We start from the raw sequence: 25,899 nt of genomic DNA, 5'->3' as shown, positions 1-25,899 counted from the left end.
CCGACGCGAGTACCACCATGACGACGCGCATCCTGGTAGCCGGGATCGGCAACATCTTCCTGGGCGACGACGGGTTCGGCTCCGAGGTGATCCGCAATGCCGAACTGCCCCAGGACGATCCGACGGTCCAGGTCATCGACTACGGAATCCGGGGCATGCACCTGGCCTATGACCTGCTCGAAGAGTGGGACACGCTGGTCCTGGTCGACGCCGTGCCCAGCCAGGGCCATCCCGGCACGTTGCACATCTTTCAGGCCGACCACGATTGGTCGCCCGAGACGAACGGCCTCGACGGACACAGCATGGATCCCGCCGCGGTCTTCGCCAGCCTGCGGGCGCTGGGCGGCCATCCGCCCTACACCGTGGTCGTCGGGTGCGAGGCGGGCAGCGTCCAGGAGGGCATCGGGCTGACCGAACCCGTCGCACAGGCCGTCCCACGGGCGGCACGGGCGGTGGAGGAGATCGTCGCGGCCTTACACAGCGCCACAACCTCGGCAGCCGAAAAGGGGTGCTGAGCCATGTGTTTGGGCATACCGGGGCAGGTCGTCGCAATGCTGGACGGTTACGAGGGCCAGCTCGCACTCGTCGATGTCGCCGGTGAACAACGCAAGGTCAACGTCGGCATGTTGCCGGACGAGACGTTCGCGCCCGGCGACTGGGTGATCATCCACATGGGCTTCGTCGTCGAGAAGACGGATCAGGCCGGGGCCGAACAGGCCATGGCCGGCCTGGAGTTGATGGGACGCGGGCGCACCGACCTGACACCCCACCCGGAGGCCGGCTGACATGACCGACACCCCCCTGCTGTTGCGGCCCCGCCCCCCTGACACCCAAGTGCGGCAGCGCGTCATGGTGACCGGCGTGGTACAGGGGGTCGGCTTCCGTCCGTTCGTGCATCGGATCGCAACCGAGCTGGGCCTGGCCGGATTCGTCGGTAACGACTCGAGTGCGGTCTTCCTCGAGGTGCAAGGCCTGCCCGCCGCGGTGGCGGAATTCGGGCGCCGGCTGTGCGCCGAGGCGCCGCCGCTGGCGCGGATCGCCGAGGTACGGTTCGCCGACGTCGCCGCCGATCCCGCGTGCCCACCCGAATTCCTGATCGTGCCAAGCCGATTGGCCGCCGGCACGACCACCCCCATCCCGCCCGACATCGCGGTGTGCGACGACTGCGTCGCCGAACTGTTCGACCCGCTCGACCGGCGTTACCGGCACCCGTTCGTGACGTGCACCAACTGCGGGCCGCGGTTCACCATTATCACCGAGCTGCCCTACGACCGGCCGGCCACCACGATGTCGCGGTTCGACATGTGTGCGCGCTGCACCACCGAATACCATGATCCGGCAGATCGCCGATTCCACGCGCAGCCGATTGCCTGCCCGGACTGCGGGCCGAGCCTGTGGTTCGCGTCGCCGGCTGGGCGGGTGAGCGGCTCGGACGCCGCGCTGACCGCCACCCAGGGCGCCCTGGCGTCCGGCGCCGTGGTGGCCATCAAGGGCGTCGGCGGCTATCACCTGGCCTGCGCCGTCAACGACGAGGCGGCGGTCGCCGCGTTGCGGAGACGGAAAGCGCGCGGCGCCAAGCCCTTTGCCATGCTGGTGCGCGACCTCGACGTGGCGCGCCGCTACGCCCACCTGGACGCCGCCGAGGCAGCGGTGCTGTCCGGTCCGGCCCGCCCGATCGTTTTGCTGCGGCGGCGCGCCGGCGCGCCGGTCGCCGATGGCGTCGCGCCCGGCAGCCCGCTGCTGGGGCTGATGCTGCCGTACTCCCCCGTTCATCACCTGCTGCTGGCGCCGGTACCCGGCGGCTCCGGACCGGGGCCCGATGCGCTGGTGCTGACCAGCGCCAACCGCTCCGATGAGCCCATCTGCTTCACCGACGACGATGCCGCGCGCAGACTTCTGCGGCCTCCTGCCGCTTTGTGCGATGCGGTGCTCGACCACGACCGGCCGATTCACGTGCCGTGCGACGACTCGGTGGTGCGCATCGTGCACGACGAGGAGGGTGCCCACGAGCTGCCGATCCGCCGATCCCGCGGCTACGCGCCGCTGCCGATCGACTTGAAGCTCGAGGGCCCCGCCGTGCTGGCCGTGGGCGGCGAATTGAAAAACACCTTCTGCCTCACCGACGGCCGCCGGGCCTACCTGTCCGGACACATCGGCGACATGGCCACCTGGGAGACGCTGCGCGCGTTCGAGCGGGCGGTGAGCCAGCTCAGCGAAATTCGCGGGCGGCCCGCGCGTTTGGCCGCCGACCTGCATCCCGGCTATCACACCCGGAGCTGGGCAGAGCGTCGTGCGGACGAGCGTCCGCTGGATCTGGTCCAGCACCATCACGCCCATGTGGTGTCGCTGCTGGCCGAACACGGGCGCCTCGGCGAACCCATCGTCGGGGTCTCGTTCGACGGCACCGGTTACGGCTGCGACGAAACCATTTGGGGCGGTGAGATCCTCACTCTCGACAGCCGTAGCCATCGTTTCGTTCGGGCCGGCCACCTGTCGGCGGTACCGCTGCCCGGTGGCGACGCGGCGGTGCGCAATCCGTGGCGGATGGCGCTGTCCCAGCTCTGGATGGCCGACATCGACTGGACCCCCGACCTGGCGCCGGTGGCCGCCGCGACCGCCGACGAACTGCGGCTCACCCGTTCACAATTGGAGACCGGGGCGGGCTGCGTGCCCTGTTCGAGCATGGGCCGCCTGTTCGACGCGGTCGCCTCCCTGCTCGGGGTGCGGCATCGCATCGACTACGAAGGGCAGGCCGCGATCGAACTCGAGGCACTGGCGCAGTCGCCCGGCGAAACCCGCACGCGGCCGTCGTTGCCCCTGACGGTGGGCCCTGACGGGGTGATCGATCCGGCCACGATGGTGCAGACGATGGTCGCGGCGCTGTACGCCGGAACACGACCGGCGTTGCTGGCCGCGGCGTTTCACCAAGCCGTCGCCGACGCCGTTGCCGAGGTCGTCATCCAGGTGGCGGACGGCACCACGCTGGTGGGCCTCACCGGCGGGGTGTTCCAGAACGTCCTGTTGCTGGACGCCTGCCGTACGCGGCTGCGGCAGAACGGGTTTGAAGTGCTCACACATCACGTCGTGCCACCGAACGACGGCGGGCTGGCCCTGGGGCAGGCCGCGGTCTCGGTGCTGACCGCGCAGGAGGAGGGGTTGACGCGATGATCACCACCGCCATCGATCGCGGCCTGAGCGCGGAACTGGCCGAAGACCTCGCCGCCACCGCCCTGACGCTGGCCAAGCGATTCGCCGCGGGCGCCACCATGTGGTCCATCGCGCCGTCGTGGGAACCTCATGCGCTGCACGTCGCGGTCGAATTCGTCCACCCGGTGATCATGGGCAAGCGCGCCCTGCCGGCCGTGGCGTTGACCGGGCCCGATCTGGTGGACCTGGTGCGGGTGTCGGTGCGCCCCGGCGACATCGTGATCGCGATCTCCGGTGCGGACAATGCCGACGTGCGCTCGGTGATGCGCCGCGCCCCGGCCTGGGGCGCCACCACGATCTGGATTGGCAGCGGCGACGCACCCCCGGCCGCCGCGGCCGATCACGTGCTGTGGCTGGACGATCCCGACCCGCGCGTGCCCGCCACCGGTGGCTTCGTGCTGTTCTACCACCTGCTGTGGGAGCTGACCCACGTGTGCTTCGAACACTCCGGGCTGCTCAAACCCAAACCCGGTGACGAAGTCTGTGTCACGTGCAGCGACGAGGGCCGGCTCGGCGAAGTGGTGAGCGCTTCGGTCGACGGACAGGCTAGGGTGCGCACCGCCCGGGGGATCGAGGACGTGGTCACCACGCTCGTCGACCCGGTCGCTGCCGGCGAGTTGGTACTGGTACACGCCGGAACGGCGATCAGCCACGTGGATGAGGAGGACGTTTCATGAGTCCCACCGACGAGCCCACGAACTTCTTGTACCCGTTCATCGACGCCGAAGAGGACGACCCCTCCGCGCTGCTCGCCGACCTCGCCGCATCCGCTCAGGCCAAGGCGTCCGAAAGCCTCGCGCTGCGCCGCTCCACGCTGGAAGCCAACGCCGACCTGCTGGCGGCCGCCGGCGCCGAGCTGGCGCGCCGATTCGCCGCCGGCGGAAGGATGTTCACCTTCGGCAACGGTGGCAGCTGCACCGACTGCACCACGCTGGCCGGACTGTTCGCGCGCCCACCGCTCGGCAATCCCCTGCCGGCCTGGTCGTTGACCGCCGACCAGGCGATCCTGACCGCACTGGGCAACGACGTCGGGTTCGAGCTGGTGTTCGCCCGGCAGCTGATCGCCCGCGCGCGCGACGGCGACATTGCGATCGCGATGTCCACCAGCGGCAATTCGCCCAACCTGCTGGCGGCGCTGGCCGAGGCGCACAAGCGCGGCCTGTACACCATCGGTTTCGCCGGCTACGACGGAGGCGCCTTCGTGAACAACCCGAACGTGGACGCCTGCTTCGTCGTTCGCTCGCAGAGCGTGCACCGCATTCAGGAATCCCAAGCGCTGGTCGGCTACCAGTTGTGGCTGGCCGTCCACGATTGCCTTGGCACAGATCAAGATTGGGGGGCGGCATGATGGCCAAGTCGGCGGGCGACTATCTGTCGTCGGGGCCGCGGTTCGGCGAAGGCGACGTGATACAGCGGATCGAGTCGTTCCGCCGGCGTCGCCCCCGGCTGCTCGACGATCATGTGACCCTGGCGCACGGGGCGGGCGGCAAGGCGTCGGCGGCACTGGTGGACGCGGTGTTCGTGGAGGCGTTTCGTAACCCGCTGCTCGAGTCGCTGGGCGACGGGGCCGTCCTGGCCCTACCCAGCGGCGAGCGGGTGGCGATGTCAACGGATTCCTTTGTGGTGCAGCCTCGCCGGTTCCCCGGCGGGTCCATCGGTCAACTCGCCATCCACGGCACCTGCAACGACCTCGCGGTGTCCGGCGCCGTGCCGTCCTGGATCTCGGCGGCGTTCGTGCTCGAAGAGGGCTTCCCGATCGCCGAATTGAAAGAGATCGTCGCCGACATGGCCGCCGCGGCCGCGGCCGCCGGCGTGCAGGTCGTCACCGGCGACACCAAGGTGGTACCCAAGGGCGCGGCCGACGGCCTGTTCATCACCACCGCCGGAACCGGCGTCATCCCCGCGGGCCGCGCGCTGTCCGCCCAGTCGGTCCGCGCCGGCGACAAGGTGCTGCTGTCCGGGTCGATGGGCGATCACGGCATGGCGGTGATGCTCGCCCGGGGCGACCTGGCCATCGAGGCCGACATCGCCTCCGACACCGCGTCGGTCAGCCCGTTGGTGGAGTTGTTGCTGGCGGCCGCCCCGTCCACCCGGTGGATGCGCGACGCGACTCGCGGTGGGGTCGGCACGGTGTGCAACGAATTGGCCCAGGCCTGCGGCCTCGGGGTGCTGCTAGAAGAGGAACGACTTCCGGTGGCTCCCATGGTGAATGGCGCCTGCGAGCTGCTCGGCATCGACCCCCTCTATGTCGCCAACGAGGGCAAGTTCGTCGCCGTCGTCGCACCGGAGGAGGCCGGGGCCGGACTGGCCGCATTACGGTCGCACCCCCTGGGCGCGCAGGCGGCCGAGGTCGGGGAAATCGTCGCCGAACCCGCGGAAACCGTGGTGTTGCGCACCGGATTCGGCGGGACCCGGATCGTCGACATGCTGGTCGGCGACCCGCTGCCCCGGATCTGCTGACGTGGCGATCGCAAGCGCGGCGAAGCCGGGCGCAGCGGGTCGCCACGAGACGAAAGGAGCATGAACATGTGTCTGGGAATTCCGGGCCGGATCGTGGAGATCACCGATCCCGCCAACTGCTTGGCCAAGGTTGACGTCAGCGGCGTGCAGCGGGCGATCAGTGTCCGGCTGCTGGAGAACGACATGCCCGCACCGGACGACTGGGTGCTGGTGCACGTCGGGTTCGCGATGGCCAAGATCGACGAGACCGAGGCGCTGCTCACCCTGGCCGCCATCAAGAAACTCGGCGACACCTACGCAGTCGAAATGCAGGCCTTCGATTCGTCGGCCATCATCTGAACCAAGGAGCGGCAATGAAATTCGTTGACGAATTCCGCGACCCGGCCGCGGCGCGCAAGCTGCTGACGGCCATCGAGCACCTGGCCGGGACCGGGGGCGAGACCTTCAAGTTCATGGAGGTGTGCGGCGGGCACACGCACACCATCTACCGGCACGGCATCGAACACCTGTTGCCCGACAACGTCGAATTGGTGCACGGCCCGGGCTGCCCGGTCTGCGTGATCCCGATGGGCCGCATCGACGACGCGATGTGGCTGGCCGGCCAACCCGACGTGATCTTCACCTGCTTCGGGGACATGATGCGGGTGCCCGGCTCGCACGGCAGCCTGCTGGACGCCAAGGCCCGCGGGGCCGACGTGCGGTTCGTCTACTCGCCGCTGGACGCGCTGAAGATCGCGGTCGACAACCCCGCCAAGCAAGTGGTGTTCTTCGCCATCGGTTTCGAGACCACCGCGCCCTCGACCGCGGTGACGCTGGTGCGGGCGCGCGAATTGGGCCTGCCCAACTTCAGTGTGTTCTGCAACCACGTCACCATCGTCCCGCCGATCAGGGCCATCCTGGAGTCACCGGACCTGCGGCTGTCGGGTTTCATCGGCCCCGGTCACGTCTCCACAGTGGTGGGCAACCGTCCCTACCGGTTCGTCCCGGAGGTGTATCGAAAGCCGTTGGTGGTGGCCGGTTTCGAGCCGTTGGACATCCTGGCCTCGGTCGCGATGCTGCTGCGTCAGATCCGTGAGGGCCGCTGCGAGGTGGAGAACCAGTACAAGCGCGTGGTGCCCGAGCACGGCAACCCCGCCGCGCTGGCGTTGATGGGCAAGGTGTTCGCGCTGCGTCCGCACTTCGAATGGCGTGGGCTGGGCTTCATCTCGCAGAGCGCGCTGCGGCTGCACGACGATTTCGCCGAGTTCGACGCCGAGCTGCGGTTCGCGATGCCCGGCGTGCGGGTCGCCGACCCGAAGGCCTGCCAGTGCGGTGAGGTGCTCAAGGGTGTGCTCAAGCCTTGGGAATGCAAGGTTTTCGGCACCGCCTGCACACCGGAGACACCGATCGGAACCTGCATGGTGTCCCCGGAGGGCGCCTGTGCGGCCTACTACAACTTCGGCCGCATGCACCGCGACGCCGTCAAGCTGGTGGGCCAGGCCGGTCGGGGGTGATCCTTGGCCGATCCGGACAGCCGCGACAAGGGCGCCGAGATGTTCGCCCGGTACGCCTACGCGCCCAACGCGCTCGGCTACTGCGGTCCCCCGTTGGGGGCCACCCTGCGCGACGGGTCGGTCGCCGACGTGCGTAGGGCGGCGACCAGGTTCTCCGGCGCGTGGCCCTATCTGCGGGTGCTGTCGAAACTGACCGGCATCGCCGACCCGCTGGATTACCGTCTGGTCGAATCGTATTGGCTCGGCGACGGCGTCGCCGCCGGCCTGGACCCGCAGGAATTCTTCGACGGGCTGCTCGCGATCATCGGCCCGCAGGCAGGCCACTACTGGGCGCACCTGACCGCGGATCTGGCGTGCGAGGCCGCCGGCAACCACTGCTTCCACGTGTTCGGGGTGTATCCGTGGACGCGGTTCCTGGGTCGGGGTATGGACGAGCAGCCGCTGAGCGTGTTGGATAACTGCCGAATCACCTCTGGGACAGTGCTTTCCCGCGACGCCGACCGCGTCGAGGTGTTGTGCCGGACGCTGGACTGGGACGGCCGGGCCCTGGCGCTGTCGAAGCCGTCGGCGCGCGTGCTCGAGGTGTGGGCCGACGGGTACAGCGCCGTGCCCGACGTGGCCGCCGGTGATGTGGTGGCGATGCACTGGGGCCGGTTGTGCGGGCGGCTGTCGCCGGCGCAGCTTCGTGCGCTGACCGACAGCACGAATCGGCAGCTGCTGGCGACCGGCCACCGACTGGCGCGCGTCTGACTTCACCGCCAGACTGGCCCCGTGCCTGGTTCTCTGTGCGACGTGCTGCCCGCCGCGGCCGCGCTGCTCGGGGTCCCGGATGCGGTGGACAACCTGGCGGTGGCGGACTGGGCGGGCGCCGACCGGATCGACCGGGTGCTCGTCGTGCTGGTCGACGGGCTGGGCTGGCACCTGCTTCCGCAGCTGGCCGGCAGCGCGCCGCTGCTCGCGTCCGTGCTGGCCGGTGCCACCGGGCGGCTGACCCGGCTGGACTGCACGTTCCCGTCGACCACGCCGACCAGCCTGGTGTCACTGGGCACCGGTGCGCTCCCGGGCGAGCACGGAATCCTGGGCTTTACGCTCAGGGTGCCCGGCACGGACCGGGTGCTCCACCACGTCCGGTGGCGCGACGACCCGCCCCCCGCCATCTGGCAGCCGGTGCCGACCTGGTTCGAACGGCTCAAAAACGCCGGCGTGAGCGCACGCGCCGTGCTGCCGGCCGCGTTCACCGGCAGCGGACTGACCGAGGCCGCGTATCGCGGCGCCGAATTCCACCCGGCCAGCCCCACCGACGACTACGCGCGGCTGGTGGCCGACGAGCTGCGCGCGGCGCCCGGGCTGGTCTATGGCTACACCGCTGAGCTCGACACCGCCGCCCACGCCTTCGGCATCGGCTCCGCGCACTGGCACACCGCGGCGACCAACATCGACGCGCTGCTGTCCAGCCTGCTCGAGGCGCTGCCCTCGAACGCGGCGGTGCTGGTGACCGCCGACCACGGCGGCATCAACGTTCCACCGGAGGCGCGCATCGACCTCGACGCCGACCCCCGGCTGGCCGAGGGAATCCGGGTGGTGGCCGGCGAGCCGCGGGTGCGGTATCTGCACACCGAGCCGGGCGCCGCCGCCGACGTGCAGGCCGTGTGGGGCGAGCTGCTGGACGGCCACGCCACCGTGTACAGCCGCGAGCAGGCGGTGGCCACCGGCATGTTCGGGCCGGTGGCCGCGCAACACATCGAGCGGCTCGGCGACGTGGTGGTCGTCTGTTCCGGCGACGCCGCGGTGCTGGCCAGCGCACACGAACCGCCGGAAACGGCCCGCCTGGTCGGCTTTCACGGCGGAGCCACCGCGGCGGAGATGGCGATCCCGCTGCTCGCTTTCCGGCCGTAGCGCCTGTCGGTGACCGGTGCTACACGTGCATGCAGTCTCCCCAGATCGGACCGGCAATGGATGACACCGAACGGACCCGTCGTGACGACGAATTCCGCCGCCTGCGGGGTCCAATCGCTGACGGATGGGCGCCAGCCGCACCACCTGCGCAAACACTCATCGGACTCGGACCGAGTTCACAGCTCGCTCGAACAATTCACCGATCTTCGCGCGGTACATTCGGTGCACTGTGGTTTTCCGGGGCGTTGGCGTAACTCGGCGATGGCAGCTGGCCATCGCGGTTACCGCGGCACTGGGGGTGTTCATCGCCCTGGTCACCGGCTTGTGGGTGCGGCCCAACTTCGCCGCGGCGGCGCCGCCGGAGCCGGCGGCGTGGTCAGCGGCAACCGTCGGCGCGCAGGCCGGGCTGACGCATGAGCGTCCCGTCGCCATCGGCCGGGCCGCCGCGCGGTCTTCGGCACCGGCAAACCAAACCCACACGAAGCCGTTCCGCAGCGCGTGGATGACCAAGGAACGGCCCCTGACGTGGAACCGGTTGTCACCGCAGTCGGTGCTGACGCCGGCGCCGTTGTCATTCACCCCGACAGGGGTTGCGCCCGGCGGCACTCAACCCCGCGCGCCCGCGGCCGTCACGCCCGACCGAGATATCTTGACCCGGATCTGCGTCGCCCGCCGCTGATCGTTGCGCCCGCGCTGGGCGTGGTTCGCCGACGCACGGTGTGCGCGCGACACGTGAGCGCCCCACGGCTTGTAACCCCCGTGTCTATCTCGTGAAAGAAGACCCTCATGTTTTCGGGCACCACTTGTACCGCCACAGGCAGGCGGAGGTTGTCATGAATTTCGCGACGATATCTCCGGAGGTCAGCTCCGGGCTGATGTATTCGGGTCCCGGCGCGGGATCGATGATGCGCGCCGCGGCGGCGTGGGAAGCGTTGGCCGCACGGCTCTTCAGCGCGGCGGCCGACTACCGGGCGGTGACCGCACGGCTGGCGGCGGACGGCGACGGCGCGGCACTCAGCCAAGCCGCGGCACGCTACGTGGACTGGCTCGACGCCGTCGCGGCCCGCAGCGAGCACGCGGCCACCCAGCTCACGGCGGCGGCCGCCGCGCATCAGTCCGCCTTCACGGCGACGGTGCCGCCACCGGAGATTGCCGGCAACTGGACGCGACGAACGTCGCTGGTGTCGACGAATTGCCTGGGCCAGCGGAGCGCGTTGATCGCGAACGTCGACGCCGAGTACGACGCGATGTGGGCGCGAAACGCCGACGCCATGCATGCCTACGCCGAGGCTACGGCCGGTGCCGTGACGATGGCCCCCTTCCCCGCTCTGCCGGGCAATCCCGCTGTGAAGAAACGCAATTGGGCCCTGCAGTCGGCGCCGGACGTCATATCCGCCGGCTGCGAACTGATGTCGGCGATACCCGACGCCCTCAAAGGGCTGTCGTCGTCGCCGCTGACCAGGCTCGAAGCGTCCCTCGCCGCGGTCACCCCGTCGCTGTCGAAACTGAATTCGGTGACCGCGCCGTCGGACTTCGCGATCGGCCACCTCAATTCGATGAACAAGACGGCGGCCCTGCAATCGCTGTTCCCCAAGCCCGCTGTCACCGACGGCGTGAATGCGGGCCTGGGGCGCGGGACGCCAGTCGGTATGCTGTCGGTGCCGCGCGCCTGGGCGGCCGCCGCCCCGATGATGAAGCGGCTGCGCGAGGACCGGGTCGGGGAGCCCATCCGCCTGGTCGCGATCAGCGAGCATCCCGGGTCACATGCGGCCGATAAGTACGGCGGTTAAAGCGGGGTGACGTAGGCGGCGCTGATGCCGCCGTCGACCATGAACGTCGAAGCTGTGATGAACGACGCGTCATCGCTGGCCAAAAATGCTACCGCCGAAGCGATTTCGTCGGGGTTGGCGAATCGTCCCACCGGGACGTGCACCAGCCGGCGGGCGGCCCGCTCGGGGTCCTTGGCGAAAAGCTCTTGCAGCAGCGGGGTGTTAACCGGCCCGGGGCACAGCGCGTTCACCCGGATGCCCTGCCGGGCGAACTGCACACCCAGTTCGCGCGACATGGCCAGCACCCCGCCCTTGGAGGCGGTGTAGGAGATCTGCGACGTCGCCGACCCCAGGACGGCGACAAACGACGCCGTGTTGATGATCGAGCCCTTCTCCGCGGGAACCATGTGCCGCAACGCCGCCCGGCAGCACAGGTACACCGACTTCAGGTTGACGTCTTGGACACGTTGCCACGCCGGCAGTTCGGTGTTCTCGATGAGGTCGTCGTCGGGCGGCGAGATGCCGGCGTTGTTGAACGCGATGTCGATGCGCCCGTGGGCCCGCGCCGCGGTGTCGAAGAGCGCGTTGACCGCGGCCTCGTCGGACACGTCGGTGGGCACGAACAAGCCGGACAGTTCGTCGGCCGTCGCACCGCCCGCGTCGGCGTCGATGTCGCCGACCACGATGGTGGCGCCCTCGGCATGCATCCGCCGCGCCGCGGCCAGCCCGATGCCGCCGCCGGCGCCGGTGACGACGGCCACGCGGCCCGCCAATCGTTGGGTGAGATCGACCGCCACCGCCTAGTCCTCTCTGATCGCGATGAACACGTTCTTGGTCTCGGTGAAGTGCAGCGGCGCGTCCGGGCCCAGCTCACGGCCCAGCCCGGACTGCTTGAACCCGCCGAACGGCGTGCTGTACCGCACCGACGAGTGCGAATTCACCGACAGATTGCCGGATTCGATCGCCCGGGACACGCGCAGCGCACGGGACAGGTCGTCGGTCCAGATCGACCCGGACAGCCCGTAGCTGGTGTCGTTGGCCAACCCGATGGCGTCCTGCTCGTCGTCGAACGACAGCACCGTGACGACCGGGCCGAAGATCTCGTCGGTGACGCTGCGGTCGGTGCGCTGCGGAGTCAGAACCGTTGGCGGAAACCAGAATCCACGGCCGGTCGGCGCGGTGCCGCGGAACGCGACGGGGGCGTCGTCGGGCACATACGACGCGACCTTGTCGCGGTGCGCGGCCGACACCAGTGGACCCATCTCGGTGTCCCGGGACGCCGGGTCGCCGACGACGACGCCGGCGACGGCGGGCTCGAGCAGCTCCATGAACCGGTCATAGACGCCGTGCTGCACCAGGATTCGGCTGCGGGCGCAGCAGTCCTGCCCCGCGTTGTCGAACACCCCGGCCGGCGCGGTCGCCGCGGCGCGCTCGAGGTCGCAGTCGGCGAACACGATGTTGGCGCTCTTGCCGCCCAGTTCCAGGGTCACCCGCTTCACGTGTGCGGCCGCACCGGACATCACCCGCTTGCCGACGTCGGTGGACCCGGTGAACACGATCTTGCGGATGCCGGGGTGGCTGATAAACCGCTCCCCGACCACCGCGCCCGGACCCGGCAGCACCTGCAGCAGGTCCGCGTCGAGTCCGGCTTGCACCGCGAGCTCACCGAGCCGGATGGTGGTCAGCGGCGTCGCCTCGGCGGGTTTGATCAGCACGGCGTTGCCCGCGGCCAGGGCCGGTGCGAAACCCCACGACGCGATCGGCATCGGGAAGTTCCACGGCGTGATCACACCGACCACGCCCATCGGCTCGTTGAACGTGACGTCCAGGCCACCGGCCACGGGAATTTGCTTGCCGGACAAGCGTTCCGGGCTGGCCGCGTAGAAGTTCAACACGTCGCGGACGTGACCGGCCTCCCATTCGGCCGACGCGATGGGATGCCCGGAGTTGGCCACCTCGAGTGCGGCGAGCTCGCCGAGATGGGCGTCGACGGCGGCGGCGAAGTCCCGCAGTCCGGTGGCCCGCTCGGCCGGGGACAACCGCGCCCACCGCCGCTGGGCCGCCCGCGCCCGGTCCACCGCGTCGTCGACCGCGGCCGCGTCGGCGTGTTCGACCGAGCGCAGCACTTCCTCGGTCGCCGGGTTGATCAGCCGCGCGGCGCTCAACTCGCGCGCCCCGCGTAGGACCGGGCCGCGTCGACGATCGCGGCGAACAACCGCAGGTCTTCCAGCGACTGTTCAGGATGCCATTGCACCGCAAGCACAAACCTGTCGCCGGGCAGCTCCAGCCCCTCGACGACGCCGTCGGCGTCCCGCGCGCTGACCACCAGGCCGTCCGCCACCCGGTCGACGGCCTGGTGGTGATAGCTCGGCGCGTCGGCGGACTCCCCGACCAGCGCGGCCAGCCGGGTGCCCGCCACCGTGCGCACCGGCAGCCTGGTGAACACCCCGTTGCCCGCCCGATGTCCGCTGTGCCCGAGCACGTCGGGCAGGTGCTGGTGCAGCGTGCCGCCCAGCGCGACGTTGAGCACCTGTGCGCCGCGGCAGATTCCGAGTACCGGCAGGCCCCGCCGCAGCGCGCCCTGCAACAGCGCGAATTCCCAGGCGTCGCGGTCGGGGCGGGGTGCGTCGGTGGTCGGGTGCGGTTGCTGGCCGTAGCTGGCGGGGTCCAGGTCGTATCCCCCGGTGATCACTAATCCGTGCAGGCCGTGCAGTACCGCGTCGACGATCTCGGCGTCAACCGGCTGCGGTGGCAGCAACACCGCGATCCCGCCGGACAGGATGACGCCCTCGAAGTAGTCGGACGGTAGGTACCCGGCGCGGATGTTCCAGATGCCGGTCTGCACCTGCTCCAGATACGTCGTCAGGCCGATCACCGGGCGGCTTCGCGACGGGTCGCCACCATCAAACTCACAGGCGTTCAAACCCACGCATCCTCTCCCAGTCGGTGACCGCCGCGTTGAACGCCGCCAGCTCCACCCGGGCGTTGTTCAGATAGTGGGCGACCACGTCGTCGCCGAACACCTCCCGCGCGAGCGTCGAGTGCTCGAACACCGAGGCCGCCTCAGCCAGCGTGACGGGCAACCGCTCGACGCCGGGAGCCTGGTAGGCGTTTCCCGCGCAGGGCTCCGGTAGCTCGAGGCCCCGTTCGATACCGTACAGCCCGCCGGCGACCATCGCCGCCACCGCCAGGTAGGGGTTGACGTCGCCGCCGGGGACCCGGCACTCGACCCGGGTGTTGGGACCGTGGCCGACCACCCGCAGCGCGCAGGTGCGATTGTCCAATCCCCACGCCAGCGCGGTGGGCGCGAAGCTGCCGTCGGCGAATCGCTTGTAGGAGTTGATGTTCGGCGCATAAAAGAGTGTGAGGTCGCGCAGGGTGGCCAGCAGGCCGGCCAGGAAACCGCAGAACGCCGACGACATGCCGTGCGGGCGGCTGGGGTCGGCGAACACCGCGCCGCCCTGCGGATCGCGCAGCGAGAGGTGAACGTGACAGCTGTTCCCTTCTCGCTCATCGTATTTGGCCATGAACGTCAGGCTCTTGCCGTGCTGGTCGGCGATCTCCTTGGCGCCGTTCTTGTAGATGACGTGGTTGTCGCAGGTGACCAGCGCGTCGGCGTAGCGAAAGCCGATTTCCTGCTGCCCCCTGTTGCATTCGCCCTTGACGGCCTCGAATCGCAGCCCGGCGCCGATCATTCCCCGGCGGATGTCGCGCAACAGCGGCTCCATGCGCGACGACGCCGAGATCGCGTAGTCGATGTTGTAGTCGCTGGCCGGGGTCAGCCCGCGGTATCCGTTGGCCCAGGCCTGGCGATAGGGCTCGTCGAACACGATGAATTCCAGCTCGGTGGCGGCGTTGGCGGCCAGGCCCCGATCGGCCAGCCGGTCCAGCTGGCGGCGCAGGATCGCCCGCGGCGAGACGGTTACCGGGCTGCCGTCGGCCCAGCCCACGTCGGCGATCACCAACGCCGTACCGGGCAGCCAGGGAATGCGCCGCAAGGTGGACAGGTCGGGCCTGGCCACCGTGTCGCCGTACCCGGTGTCCCAGCTCGACATCGCGTACCCGCCCACGGTGTTCATGTCGACGTCGACGGCGAGCAGGTAGCCGCAGCACTCGGCGCCGTGGGCGGCCACGTCGTCGACGAACAGCCGCGCGTCGATCCGCTTCCCGACCAGCCGGCCCTGCATGTCGGCGAACGCCACGATGACGGTGTCCACCTCGCCGGTGCCCACGAGTCGTTCGAGCGCGGTCAATGACAACATGGCAGCGTTCGGATCGGTCACAGCACTTTCTTCACTGGCCATGACCGTCAGTCAACCAGGCGCTACCAGCTGCTGGTGCGCAAAATGATCTCGGCGGCCAGCTGGGCCGTCGACTCCTGCACGGTGCGCCGCCCGAGGTGCACAACGCGGTAGTCGGCGTAGACGTAGCGCTGGCTGGCCTGGGCCACCGCCCGGGCGGCCGGCGAGCTGACCAACACGGTGGTGCCGATCTCGACCGGCGGGCAGTGTCCGTCGGTGATGGCGCCGTCGTAATTGCCGGCCCGCGGATGGCCGCGGTCGATTACCACCAGGCCGACGAACCGGCCCAGCCGGGTCGCGGTCAGTTCCCAGGCGAGTTCGCCGCCGGCGCGGTCCCCCATCACCACGGCCCACCCGATGCCCAGCGCGTCGAGGATGCCGATTATCGACTTGGGGGTCAGGCGCGGATCGAAGCCAACCACGACCGTTCGAAGCGATGCGGTGTGCAGCCGCTCGCAGACGGCGTCGTAGGCCGCGGGGGCGCGGTCCTCGTCGCCCAGTATGACGACGACGACGCCGTTCTCCGGACCGCCCACAACCACCGGGACGGGGAACCCGTCCAGAGTGGTCATCATCGAGGACACCCAAGCACGCTACAGCCAAACGACATGCGAGCGCGACGATTCTGGGCATCTGGGATGCAAATTAGGTATTTGACCATAGCGTCAACTGCAGCGTTCATGCCGATTCTGCGGCGAATGCCCTACGGCGACAAGCGACTTGCGAGAACCGGCCGCCGCGGCGGACCATCAAGCAGACTGAGAACCCCCTCGATGTCCAGATGAGACGCCAGCAGGTCGGCGGCGAGATCGAGCTGGGCATCGCGGCGCGCGGCGACGTTGACGTCGCCGACCACGAAACCGCCGCGCCCGGCCGCATCGGCGACCCGGCGCAGCCACCCGCGCCGGAAATCGTCGTTGTCGAGCAGGCCGTGCCAATGGGTCCCGAAGACCGCGCCGCGCACCACACCCTGCGGACCCTGGTCCGCATCGGCCGCGAACCAGACCTGCTCGGCACAGCGGGCGACCCGCCCATGGTGGATCTCGTAGCCGGTGAGGGGCCGCTGCCAGCGGTGCAAGGTCTTCTCCGGATCAAAGGCGATGTCGGCGTCGAGCAGACCCAGGCCCGGCACGCCCGCGGTCCCGGATTCCACCGGATCGTCCAGGCGACTGCACAGCATTTGAAATCCCCCGCAGATTCCCAGCACCGGCTTGCCGGCGTCGGCGTGCGCGGAGATCGCGTCGGCCAGGCCGCGATCGCGCAGCCAAGACAGGTCGGAGACAGTGGCTTTGCTGCCGGGGATGACGATCAGGTCGGTGTCGGTGAGGTCGGCGGGGTCGGTGACCCAGCGCACCAGCACACCCGGTTCGCAGGCCAGCGCCTCGACGTCGGTGGAGTTGGAGATCCGGGGCAGTCGGATGGCGGCCACCCGCAGCCACTGTTCGCCGTGCGGGGGTGCGGGCGTGCCGATGACGCGGTGCGCGACCACCGACAGCGAGTCCTCGGCGTCCAGCCACAGCTCGTCGGCGTATGGCAGCACGCCGTAGGTCGGGCGGCCCGTCATGTCGTGCAGCTGGCGCAACCCGGGCTCGAGCAGCGCGGGGTCGCCACGGAATTTGTTGACGATGAAGCCGGCGATCAGGGCCTGGTCGTCGGGCTCGAGCACCGCGACCGTCCCGAACAGATGCGCCAGCAGGCCGCCGCGGTCGATGTCCCCGACCAGGAGCACCGGCAACTGCGCGGCCCGGGCCAGTCCCATGTTGGCCAGATCGGTGGCGCGCAGGTTGATCTCGGCCGGCGAACCGGCTCCCTCGCAGATCACCGCATCGAATTCGTCACGCAGGCAGGTCAATTCGTCGACTACGAGGGAGGCTAGCCGATCACGATGTCGCACATAGCTTGTGGCGCTGACCGAGTCGGCGACCTGACCCTTGATCACCAGCTGCGAGGTGCGGTCACTGCCCGGCTTGAGAAGGATCGGGTTGAACCGCACGCTCGGCTCCAGCCCCGCCGCGCGCGCCTGGATCGCCTGGGCGCGGCCGATCTCACCGCCCTCGACGGTCACCACGGAGTTGTTGGACATGTTCTGCGCCTTGAACGGGGCGACCCGCACCCCGCGGCGGGCCAACAACCGGCACAGGCCCGCCACCACCACCGATTTCCCGGCGTCGGAGCTGGTGCCCGCGACCAGCAGCGCTCCGGTCATCCGGCAAACGTCATGGCAGGGTGAGGATTTCGACGCCGGTGTCGGTGACGAGCAGGGTGTGCTCGAACTGCGCGGTCCACTTGCGGTCGCGGGTGACCACGGTCCAGCCGTCGTCCCAGATCTCGTAGTCCAAGCCGCCGAGGTTGATCATCGGTTCGATGGTGAACGTCATTCCCGGTTGCATGACGGTGGACACCGACGGCTGGTCGTAGTGCAGGACGACCAGGCCGTTGTGGAACGTGGTGCCGATACCGTGGCCGGTGAAGTCACGAACGACGTTGTAGCCGAACCGGTTTGCGTAGGACTCGATGACGCGGCCGACGACCGAGAGGGCACGTCCGGGCTTGACGGCGTTGATGGCACGCATCGTCGCCTCACGGGTGCGCTCCACCAGCAGCCGGTGTTCCTCGGAGACGTCGCCGGCCAGGAACGTCGCGTTGGTGTCGCCGTGCACACCGTCGATGTAGGCGGTGACGTCGATGTTGACGATGTCACCGTCCTCGATCACGGTCGAGTCGGGGATCCCGTGGCAGATGACCTCGTTGAGCGACGTGCAGCACGACTTCGGGTAGCCCTTGTAGCCCAGCGTGGAGGGGTAGGCGCCGTGGTCGACCATGTACTCGTGGGCGACGCGGTCCAGTTCGTCGGTGGTCACCCCGGGCGCGACGGCCTTGCCCGCCTCCACCAGCGCGGCGGCCGCGATCTGGCCGGCTACGCGCATCTTCTCGATCACCTCGGGTGTCTGCACCCACGGTTCGCTGCCCTCTTGGGCCGTGGACTTGCCGACGTATTCGGGGCGCGGGATACGGCCGGGCACCGGCAGAGTCGGGGACAACTCTCCGGGGGAAAGCGCGGTGCGAGCAGGCATGCGATCAGCTTAACCGCGGTCCAGCTAAGCGATTAGGGCCGCGGGCGGCGCAGCAGCGAGCGGCGCGGTCCCCGGATGTTGACCGAGCCGCAGACCACCCGACCGGTCAGCACCACATGCGGCCTGCCCTCACCAGGCGGGTCTTTGCGCCGGTCGCTGGCGCTGCCGACGTAGACCTCGACGTCGTCGATCGACGCGCTGGCACCGTCGGGCAATCGAATCTCCACCGAGCCGAACCTCATGTCGAGTTCGATGACCACCACCGGGCCCGCGAACCGCGCCTTGGTGAGGTCGAGTTCCACCGAGCCCAGGCGGCGGACCAGGGCCAGCCGGGTGGGCACCGTCCATTCGCCGTGGCGCCTCAGCGAACCCGCCCAGCCGCGCAATTCCACCCGGTCGGCCGCGGAGGTAACGATGGCGCCCGGTCCCGGCAGGTCGCCGACCAGCCCGTCCAGCTCGCCGCGGGTGCGCGCGTAGGACACCTGCGACGAGCGCTGCTCGAACTCGTCGATGTCGATCAGCCCGAGCGCGACGGCGTTGTGCAGTCGCCGCATCGTGCCGTTGCGGTCGGCGTCGGAGACCCGCAAGGCCACCATGTCGCCGCCGGTATCGGTCATGTTCGCAATTTACCGCTGATGCGGCCCGGTGCGACCTGCGCTAGGCAAGATGGCGCCGCCCCGCTGCGACCGGCGCACGCGCCGCGCTTGCGACCGGCGCTAGGCCAGATGGCGCCGCCCCGCTGCGCCCGGCGCACGCGCCGCGCTTGCGACCGGCGCACGCGCCGCGCTTGCGACCGGCGCTAGGCCAGGAAGTTCGGCGGCAGCGCCTCGAACATGAACTTGGTCATCCGGACCGCCCACTCGGAGCTGCCGCCTCCCACGATCAGCGAGGCGAAGGCCAGGTCGCCGCGGTATCCGGCGAACCAGGAATGCGATCCGCCCGGAAACTCGGCCTCACCGGTCTTTCCGTAGATCTCGCCGCAGCCCGCGATCTCCTTGGCGGTCCCGTTGGTCACCACCAGCCGCATCATCGGCCGCAGCGCATCGATCATCTTCGGGCTGATCGGCGTGGTGTCCCCCTGGACCGCCGTCTGCCGGCCCGCGATCAGTTGGGGCACGGGTGTCTTGCCGGCGGCGACCGTGGCCGCCACCAGGGCCATGCCGAACGGGCTGGCCAGCACCTTGCCCTGGCCGAAACCGTCCTCCGTGCGTTCGGCCAGGTCCACCGTCGGGGGCACCGACCCCGTCACGGTGGTGACGCCGTCCACCGTGTAGTCGAGGCCGATCCCATACTGGGCGGCCGTCTGGGTCAGACCGCGTGGCGGCATCCGGCTGCTCAACTCCGCGAAGGTGGTGTTGCACGAGCTGGCGAATGCGCGCGACAGCGACACCACGCCGAGATCGAAGCCGCCGTAGTTGGGCACGGTGCGGTGCCCGATGTCGAGGTGGCCGGGGCAGCCGAGCATCGAGTTGGGCGTGGCCATGTCGCGGTCGACGGCGGCGCCGGCGGTGATCATCTTGAACGTCGACCCCGGTGGGAACAGGCCGTTGGTGGCGGGCAAACCGTCCGCGTCGGCCCCGCCGTTCTGCGCGATCGCGAGGATCTCCCCGGTCGACGGCTTGATCACGACGATCATCGCCTTGCCGCCCTTGTTGTCGACCGCGCGCTGGGCGGCGTTCTGCACGACCCGGTCCAGGGTGATCGATACCGACGGCGCCGGCGACCCTTCGACCTCGTGCAGCACCTCGACCTCGACGCCGTTCTGGTTGACGCTCACCACCCGCCAGCCCGCCTGGCCGTCGAGTTGGTCGACCACGGCCTTCTTCACCGCGGAGATGACCGCCGGCGCGAAATGCGGGTCGGTGGGCAGCATTTCGGGCTGGGGGGTGACCACGACGCCGGGCAGATGCCCGACCAGCGGGGACACCTTGTCGTTGTCGTCGGGGTGCAGCGTCACGCCCAGGTCCACCGGGCGCGGCGTCGAGCTGGCCTGCTCGGCGAGCAGCTGCGGGTCGTTGAGGGCCCCGTTGAAGGGGTGCAGCACGTCGACGATCGCGTGGGCCGTGCTGAACAGGGCCGGTCCGGCCTGGGTGGCGTCCAGCGTGTAGTGGTACAGGTAGCCGGGCACCAGCACGTCGCTGCCGCCGAGTTCGTTCACCGAGGCGCGGTGCGGCCGGTCGGCCCGCAGCGCGAACGTCTGGTGCTCGCCCAGCTTGGCGTGCAGCGCGGTGGTAGTCCACCGCACCGCCCAGTGCCCCTCGTCGCGCGCCATCCGCAGCTGGCCGTCGTACGTCCAGGTCCGGTTCTTGGGCAGGTGCCAGGTGAAGCGGTAGCCGACGGTGCCGCTGTCCTCGGCGTACTTGGCGTTGAGGATCTGCGCGTCGAGGTGGGAGGCCTGCAGGCCGGACCAGGCCGCGTTGAGCGCCTCGCGGGCCTCGTTGGGACTGTCGCTGAGCTGCGCGGCGGTCGCGGTGTCGCCAACGGCCAGGGCGCGGAAGAACTTCTCCGCCGCCGGGCCCGGGCCGTCGGGCCGGGGCGTGCATCCGGACAGGACGATGACCGCGACCAGCAGCAAGCCTGAGGCGGATGAGGCCATTGTTGTTCTAGTTGCCATCGTTGCAAATGTTAAGAACTGCGGGCTGAACGGCGGCGCCGACACACCGAGACCCAACCGTTATACGTGGATCGGGGTCGAACGCTCGCGCGAATGTGCGGGCAGCCGCGCAGTCGGGGCCGAGTGTGCGGACAGCCGCACCCTCGCTCGCAAGGAGTGATCCGCTAGTCGAGCAGCACCGTCGCGAAGGTGCCGATCTCAGTGAAGCCCACTCGAGCGTAGGCGGCGCGCGCCACCGTGTTGAAGTCGTTGACGTAGAGGCTGGCGGTGCGCCCGGTGCCGACGATCACCGCGGCGACCGTCGCGGTGCCGGCGGTGCCCAGGCCCAGTCCACGCCACTCCGGGTGCACCCACACCCCCTGGATCTGGCCCACCCGCGGGGACTGCGAGCCCACCTCGGCCTTGAAGACGACCTGCCCGTGCTCGAACCGCGCCCAGGCCCGCCCGGCCGTGATCAGGCTGGCCACCCGCCGCCGGTAGCCGCGGCCGCCGTCGCCGAGCCGCGGGTCGACGCCCACTTCGCCGATGAACATGTCGACGGCGGCCACCAGGTAGGCGTCCAGCTCCTCGGGCCGGACCTGCCGCACACCGGGATCCAGCTCGCAGCTGGGGTGGTTGGACAACGCCAGCAGCGGCTGGTGGTCGCGCACGTCACGGGCCGGGCCCCACGCCGCCTCGAGCCGCTCCCACATCGGCATCACCAAATCGGCCCTGCCGACCAGCGACGAGCAGCGCCGCGTCCCCCGCATGGCCTCGTCGGCGAACGCGCTCAGGTCGGCGGGCGCGCCCCGCAGCGGGATCAGGTTGGCGCCGGCGAAACACAGCGATTCGTCGGCACCGCGCAGCGTCCACAGTTCGCCGCCGATCGAATTCGGGTCGATGCCATGGTCGGCCACCCGGGCGGCGACCATGCACGAGGCGACGGGATCGCCGTCGAGCACCCGCCAGACCGCGGCCGCGTCGCGCACCACGGACACCCGTCGCTCACCGACAAGGCGGAACAGGGGCGGAGCCGACATATGGCGAACTCTCTGTGGTGCGAACTCTCAGACCGGCGTTGGCGTTTATCAGCTTACGGTGACAACAGGTGAACCGCTGGATGTTGCTTCCGGCCCGTCATCGCTGTTCATCTCCGAGGCGATCCGCATTGCCTCTTCGATCAACGTCTCGACAATCTGCGCCTCGGGCACGGTCTTGATGACTTCGCCGCGAACGAAGATCTGGCCCTTGCCATTTCCCGACGCGACACCGAGGTCGGCCTCGCGGGCCTCCCCCGGACCGTTGACCACGCAGCCCATCACGGCGACGCGCAGCGGCACGTCCAGACCGTCCAGGCCGGCGCTCACCGCGTTGGCCAACGTGTACACGTCGACCTGGGCGCGACCGCACGACGGGCACGACACGATCTCCAGCCCGCGCGGCCGCAGGTTCAGCGACTCGAGGATCTGGTTGCCGACCTTGACTTCCTCGACCGGCGGCGCGGACAGCGACACCCGGATGGTGTCGCCGATGCCGCGCGACAGCAGGGCGCCGAAGGCGACCGCGGACTTGATGGTGCCCTGGAAGGCCGGACCGGCCTCGGTGACCCCGAGATGCAGCGGGTAATCGCACTGCGCGGCCAGCTGCTCGTAGGCGGCGACCATCACCACCGGGTCGTTGTGCTTGACGCTGATCTTGATGTTGCCGAAGCCGTGCTCCTCGAACAGCGAGGCCTCCCACAGCGCGGACTCGACCAGCGCCTCGGGGGTGGCCTTGCCGTACTTCTCCATGAACCGCTTGTCCAGCGAGCCGGCGTTGACGCCGATGCGGATCGGGATGTTCGCCGCTGCAGCCGCTTTGGCGACCTCGCCGACCCGGCCGTCGAATTCCTTGATGTTGCCGGGGTTTACCCGCACCGCGGCGCACCCCGCGTCGATGGCCGCGAAGATGTACTTGGGCTGGAAGTGGATGTCGGCGATGACCGGGATCTGGCTGTGCCGGGCGATCTCGGCCAGCGCGTCGGCGTCCTCCTGACGCGGGCAGGCCACCCGGACGATGTCGCAGCCGGCCGCGGTCAGCTCGGCGATCTGCTGCAGCGTCGTGTTGACGTCATGCGTCTTGGTCGTGCACATCGACTGCACCGAAATCGGATAGTCGCTGCCGACCCCGACGTCGCGGACCATCAGTTGGCGCGTGGTACGCCGGGGAGCGAGCGTGGGCGCCGGAGTCTGCGGCATGCCCAGGCCAATGGTCACTGTGTTGATTCCTTCGGTTTCGTTATTGGAAGAGCCTGATCGGGTTGACCAGATCGGCGGTCACGGTGAGCAGCATGTAGCCGACCACGAACACCAGCACGACGTACGTCGCGGGCATGAGTTTGAGGTAGTTCACCGGCGCGGCCGCGACCATGCCGCGTGCCGACCGGACCAGGTTGCGGATCTTCTCGAACACCGCGATGGCGATGTGGCCGCCGTCAAAGGGCAGCAGCGGCACCAGGTTGATCGCACCCAGGATGAGGTTCAGCTGGGCCAGGAAGAACCAGAACGCCACCCACAACCCGTGGTCGACGGTGTCGCCGCCGATGATGCTGGCGCCGACGACGCTCATCGGCGTCTGCGGGTCGCGCTGCCCGCCGCCGATGGCGTGCACCAGCGCGCCGACCTTCGTGGGGATCGCGACGAGCGCCTTGCCCACCTCGCCGGTGAGGTCACCGGCGAAGGCGACGGTGGCCGGGATCGCCGTGAACACCCCGTAGTGCATGGGCGCGACCTTGACGGCGCCGACGCCGATGGCGCCGACCGTCGAGGGCTGCTGCTGGCCGCCCTGCCCGTTGGTCCCGGTGGTCAGGTAGCGCTGGGTGGTGGTGACGTCGACGTAGGTGGTGATCGTGGTGCCGTTGCGCTCGGCGACGATCGGGACGTTGCCGTGCGCCTTACGGATGGCGGCGGCCATGTCCTCGAAGGTCGACACCGGGGTGTCGCCCACCTTGACGATCACGTCGCCCGGCCGGATTCCGGCGAGCGCCGCCGGTCCGGGCCCGGTGCAGTCCGCGATCTTGCCGGGCGCTACTTCCGGTGCCACACAAGCGGTTTCGCCGACCACCGCCTGGGTCGGCGGATGCAGGTTCGGCAGCCCCCAGATCAGCGCGATCCCGTAGAGCAGCACCAGGCAGATGATGAAGTTCGCGGCGGGCCCGGCGAACAGCACCGCGACCCGCTTCCAGACCTTCTGCTTGAACATGGCGCGGTCGGTCTCGTCGGGCGCCAACTCCTCCACCGAGGTCATGCCGGCGATGTCGCAGAAGCCGCCCAGCGGAACCGCCTTAAGGCCGTACTCGGTCTCACCGCGCCGGGTCGACCACAGGGTGGGGCCGAAGCCGACGAAGTAACGCCGCACCTTCATGCCGGTCGCGCGCGCAACCCACATATGCCCGCACTCGTGCAGGGCCACCGAGATCAGGATGGCCAGTGCGAACAGCACAATGCCGATGACGAACATCATTTGGTTGCGAAGACCTTTCTCACACCACTCCGGAGGCTTTTGCTGACACCTTGGCGGGCTGGGCTTGCGCGACGGCACGCTGCGCCCGGTCACGTGCCCAGCGCTGCGCGTCGAGTACCTCATCCACGTTAGCGGGTGAAACGGCCCATTGGTCGGCGGCGTGCAGCACGTCGGCGATGGTTTTGACAATCGCGGGGAACCCGACCCGGCCCGCGAGGAACGCCTCCGCCGCCTCCTCGTTGGCCGCGTTGTAGACGGCGGTCATGCAGCCACCGGTCTGCCCGGCGTGCCGGGCCAGCTCGACGGCGGGGAAAACGTCGTCGTCCAGCGGCTCGAAATCCCAGCTAGACGCCGTGCTGAAGTCACAGCTGGCGGCCGCGCCGGGGACCCGCTGCGGCCAGCCCAGGGCCAGCGAGATCGGCAGTTTCATGTCCGGCGGGCTGGCCTGGGCGAGGGTCGAGCCGTCCACGAACGTGACCATCGAATGAACAATCGACTGAGGGTGCACGACCACCTCGATGCGGCCGTACGGGATGCCGAACAGCAGGTGGGTCTCGATCAGCTCCAGTCCCTTGTTGACCAGCGAGGCCGAGTTCAGCGTGTTCATCGGGCCCATCGACCACGTCGGATGGGCGCCCGCCTGCTCGGGGGTGACGTCCTCGAGCTGGGCGGCGGTCCAGCCACGGAACGGGCCGCCGGATGCGGTCAGCACCAGCTTGGCGACTTCGTCGGGGCCCCCGCCGCGCAGGCACTGCGCCAGCGCGGAGTGTTCGGAGTCCACCGGCACGATCTGCCCCGGCTCGGCGGCCCGCAGCACCAGCGGACCACCGGCGATCAGCGATTCCTTGTTGGCCAGCGCCAGCCGGGCGCCCGATTCCAGCGCGGCCAGCGTGGGCCGCAGCCCCAACGCCCCCACCAGCGCGTTAAGGACGACGTCGGCCTCGGTCTCCTGCACCAGCCGGGTCGCCGCTTCGGGGCCGGAAAATGGGATGTCGCCGGCCCGCTGCGCCGCGCCCTCGTCGGCGACGGCGATGTTGGTCACACCGGTCTCGGCGCGCTGCCGCAACAGCGTGTCCAGGTTGGCGCCGCCCGCGGCCAGACCGACCACCTCGAAGCGGTCCGGGTTGGCGGCGATGACGTCCAGCGCCTGGGTGCCGATGGAGCCGGTGCTGCCCAGCACCAGCACGCGCAGGCGGTCCCGCGTTTGCCCATCGGTCGTCGGGTTGGTCACCCATTCATTGTGCCGCCCGGCGCCGACGCGGGCCATGCCCCGCAGGCCCGCTGGCGGGTATGCCAGAATTTGGGTTCGACAAGCCAATCCGATCCGAAGGGGATTCGCCGTGGCCAGTACCGAGGTGGAGCGCTTCAACGGCGTCGACGACGTCGAGGTGCCGTCGGCAGGGTGGGGCTGGAGCAGGATCAACCACCGGACCTGGCACATTGCCGGCCTGATCGGCTTCGGATTCCTGCTGGCGATGCTGCGCGGCAACCACGTCGGCCACATCGAGAACTGGTTCCTGATCGGGTTCGCGGCGCTGGTTCTCGTCGCGCTGATCCGCGACCTGTGGGGCCGCCGCCGCGGCTGGATCAGGTAGCGGCCACCCC

The 25,899-nt window shown here is 69.7% G+C and carries 26 protein-coding genes; 13 read left to right on the top strand and 13 right to left on the bottom strand.

Translation table 11 applies throughout. From position 1 onward, the window contains the following. Positions 1-17: 17 nt before the first annotated feature. The 12 genes from B8W69_RS24235 to B8W69_RS24180 all read left to right on the top strand — a co-directional run bounded on the left by B8W69_RS24235 (position 18) and on the right by B8W69_RS24180 (position 10,846). A complete protein-coding gene (locus tag B8W69_RS24235; RefSeq protein WP_085292261.1) occupies positions 18-515 on the top strand; it encodes a hydrogenase maturation protease in 498 nt (165 codons plus the stop codon). Positions 516-518: 3 nt separating this feature from the next. Then, positions 519-785, top strand: coding sequence for a HypC/HybG/HupF family hydrogenase formation chaperone (locus B8W69_RS24230; protein WP_085292260.1), 267 nt, complete (start codon positions 519-521; stop codon positions 783-785). 1 nt (position 786) lies between these two features. Beyond that, entirely contained in the window at positions 787-3,168 is a 2,382-nt protein-coding gene (gene hypF / locus B8W69_RS24225) for a carbamoyltransferase HypF (RefSeq protein ID WP_085292259.1), read from the top strand. Then, complete coding sequence (locus B8W69_RS24220) at positions 3,165-3,884, top strand: HypC/HybG/HupF family hydrogenase formation chaperone (protein WP_085292258.1); 720 nt, start codon at positions 3,165-3,167, stop codon at positions 3,882-3,884. Before hypF ends, B8W69_RS24220 begins: the two co-directional genes overlap by 4 nt. Then, positions 3,881-4,555 carry a D-sedoheptulose-7-phosphate isomerase gene (locus tag B8W69_RS24215; protein WP_085292257.1) on the top strand — a complete coding sequence of 225 codons (675 nt, stop codon included), beginning with the start codon at positions 3,881-3,883 and terminating at the stop codon, positions 4,553-4,555. The genes B8W69_RS24220 and B8W69_RS24215 overlap by 4 nt, the downstream gene beginning before the upstream one ends. Continuing rightward, a complete protein-coding gene (gene hypE, locus B8W69_RS24210; RefSeq protein WP_085292256.1) occupies positions 4,555-5,667 on the top strand; it encodes a hydrogenase expression/formation protein HypE in 1,113 nt (370 codons plus the stop codon). The genes B8W69_RS24215 and hypE overlap by 1 nt, the downstream gene beginning before the upstream one ends. 66 nt (positions 5,668-5,733) lie before the next feature. Then, positions 5,734-6,006: a HypC/HybG/HupF family hydrogenase formation chaperone gene (locus B8W69_RS24205; protein WP_064877940.1), complete on the top strand. Its 273-nt coding sequence runs from the start codon at positions 5,734-5,736 to the stop codon at positions 6,004-6,006. A gap of 14 nt (positions 6,007-6,020) precedes the next feature. Further along, the gene (hypD, locus tag B8W69_RS24200) at positions 6,021-7,160 is read left to right on the top strand and encodes a hydrogenase formation protein HypD (protein ID WP_085292255.1); all 1,140 of its coding nucleotides are present in this window, start codon (positions 6,021-6,023) and stop codon (positions 7,158-7,160) included. A 3-nt stretch (positions 7,161-7,163) separates the two neighbouring features. Continuing rightward, positions 7,164-7,910 (top strand): DUF6390 family protein, encoded by a 747-nt coding sequence (locus tag B8W69_RS24195; protein ID WP_085292254.1) that lies wholly within the window; start codon positions 7,164-7,166, stop codon positions 7,908-7,910. A gap of 21 nt (positions 7,911-7,931) precedes the next feature. After that, complete coding sequence (locus B8W69_RS24190) at positions 7,932-9,056, top strand: alkaline phosphatase family protein (RefSeq protein ID WP_085292253.1); 1,125 nt, start codon at positions 7,932-7,934, stop codon at positions 9,054-9,056. 229 nt (positions 9,057-9,285) lie between these two features. Next, the gene (locus tag B8W69_RS24185) at positions 9,286-9,735 is read left to right on the top strand and encodes a hypothetical protein (RefSeq protein ID WP_085292289.1); all 450 of its coding nucleotides are present in this window, start codon (positions 9,286-9,288) and stop codon (positions 9,733-9,735) included. Between the two features lie 154 nt (positions 9,736-9,889). Continuing rightward, positions 9,890-10,846: a PPE family protein gene (locus tag B8W69_RS24180; RefSeq protein WP_085292252.1), complete on the top strand. Its 957-nt coding sequence runs from the start codon at positions 9,890-9,892 to the stop codon at positions 10,844-10,846. Here B8W69_RS24180 and B8W69_RS24175 read toward each other — a convergent pair. The 13 genes from B8W69_RS24175 to dxr all read right to left on the bottom strand — a co-directional run bounded on the left by B8W69_RS24175 (position 10,843) and on the right by dxr (position 25,525). Further along, positions 10,843-11,622, bottom strand: coding sequence for a 3-oxoacyl-ACP reductase (locus tag B8W69_RS24175; protein WP_085292251.1), 780 nt, complete (start codon positions 11,620-11,622; stop codon positions 10,843-10,845). The two genes, B8W69_RS24180 and B8W69_RS24175, sit on opposite strands and share 4 nt — an antisense overlap. Before the next feature lie 3 nt (positions 11,623-11,625). Beyond that, entirely contained in the window at positions 11,626-12,990 is a 1,365-nt protein-coding gene (locus B8W69_RS24170) for an aldehyde dehydrogenase family protein (protein WP_085292250.1), read from the bottom strand. Continuing rightward, positions 12,987-13,754, bottom strand: coding sequence for a gamma-glutamyl-gamma-aminobutyrate hydrolase family protein (locus B8W69_RS24165; protein WP_245843351.1), 768 nt, complete (start codon positions 13,752-13,754; stop codon positions 12,987-12,989). The genes B8W69_RS24170 and B8W69_RS24165 overlap by 4 nt, the downstream gene beginning before the upstream one ends. Beyond that, on the bottom strand, positions 13,735-15,129 hold the full coding sequence (locus tag B8W69_RS24160) for a glutamine synthetase family protein (RefSeq protein WP_085292249.1): 1,395 nt from the start codon (positions 15,127-15,129) through the stop codon (positions 13,735-13,737). Before B8W69_RS24160 ends, B8W69_RS24165 begins: the two co-directional genes overlap by 20 nt. A 20-nt stretch (positions 15,130-15,149) precedes the next feature. Next, the gene (locus B8W69_RS24155; protein ID WP_085292248.1) at positions 15,150-15,701 is read right to left on the bottom strand and encodes an alpha/beta hydrolase; all 552 of its coding nucleotides are present in this window, start codon (positions 15,699-15,701) and stop codon (positions 15,150-15,152) included. Between the two features lie 128 nt (positions 15,702-15,829). Next, positions 15,830-17,332, bottom strand: coding sequence for a cobyric acid synthase (locus B8W69_RS24150; protein WP_085292247.1), 1,503 nt, complete (start codon positions 17,330-17,332; stop codon positions 15,830-15,832). Between the two features lie 10 nt (positions 17,333-17,342). Beyond that, positions 17,343-18,200 (bottom strand): type I methionyl aminopeptidase, encoded by an 858-nt coding sequence (gene map / locus B8W69_RS24145; RefSeq protein WP_085292246.1) that lies wholly within the window; start codon positions 18,198-18,200, stop codon positions 17,343-17,345. 32 nt (positions 18,201-18,232) lie between these two features. Then, entirely contained in the window at positions 18,233-18,817 is a 585-nt protein-coding gene (locus B8W69_RS24140) for a DUF1707 SHOCT-like domain-containing protein (RefSeq protein WP_064954439.1), read from the bottom strand. Positions 18,818-18,999: 182 nt separating this feature from the next. Next, positions 19,000-20,814 carry a penicillin-binding transpeptidase domain-containing protein gene (locus tag B8W69_RS24135; protein WP_085292287.1) on the bottom strand — a complete coding sequence of 605 codons (1,815 nt, stop codon included), beginning with the start codon at positions 20,812-20,814 and terminating at the stop codon, positions 19,000-19,002. A gap of 164 nt (positions 20,815-20,978) precedes the next feature. Further along, positions 20,979-21,833 (bottom strand): GNAT family N-acetyltransferase, encoded by an 855-nt coding sequence (locus B8W69_RS24130; protein ID WP_085292245.1) that lies wholly within the window; start codon positions 21,831-21,833, stop codon positions 20,979-20,981. A 48-nt stretch (positions 21,834-21,881) separates the two neighbouring features. After that, positions 21,882-23,048 carry a flavodoxin-dependent (E)-4-hydroxy-3-methylbut-2-enyl-diphosphate synthase gene (ispG, locus tag B8W69_RS24125; protein WP_085292244.1) on the bottom strand — a complete coding sequence of 389 codons (1,167 nt, stop codon included), beginning with the start codon at positions 23,046-23,048 and terminating at the stop codon, positions 21,882-21,884. 22 nt (positions 23,049-23,070) lie between these two features. After that, entirely contained in the window at positions 23,071-24,294 is a 1,224-nt protein-coding gene (locus B8W69_RS24120) for a M50 family metallopeptidase (RefSeq protein WP_085292243.1), read from the bottom strand. Positions 24,295-24,313: 19 nt separating this feature from the next. Beyond that, the gene (gene dxr / locus B8W69_RS24115; RefSeq protein WP_165762680.1) at positions 24,314-25,525 is read right to left on the bottom strand and encodes a 1-deoxy-D-xylulose-5-phosphate reductoisomerase; all 1,212 of its coding nucleotides are present in this window, start codon (positions 25,523-25,525) and stop codon (positions 24,314-24,316) included. Positions 25,526-25,634: 109 nt separating this feature from the next. Between dxr and B8W69_RS24110 the strand changes: the two genes are divergently transcribed. Next, positions 25,635-25,889, top strand: a complete 255-nt coding sequence (locus B8W69_RS24110; RefSeq protein ID WP_085292241.1) for a DUF2631 domain-containing protein — start codon at positions 25,635-25,637, stop codon at positions 25,887-25,889. The last annotated feature ends 10 nt before the right edge of the window (positions 25,890-25,899 follow it).

The sequence above is a fragment of the Mycolicibacterium vulneris genome (assembly GCF_002104765.1).
GTDB lineage: Bacteria > Actinomycetota > Actinomycetes > Mycobacteriales > Mycobacteriaceae > Mycobacterium > Mycobacterium vulneris.
The sequence above is the reverse complement of the archived record's forward strand: the minus strand, read 5'-3'. Positions and strand labels throughout refer to the sequence as shown.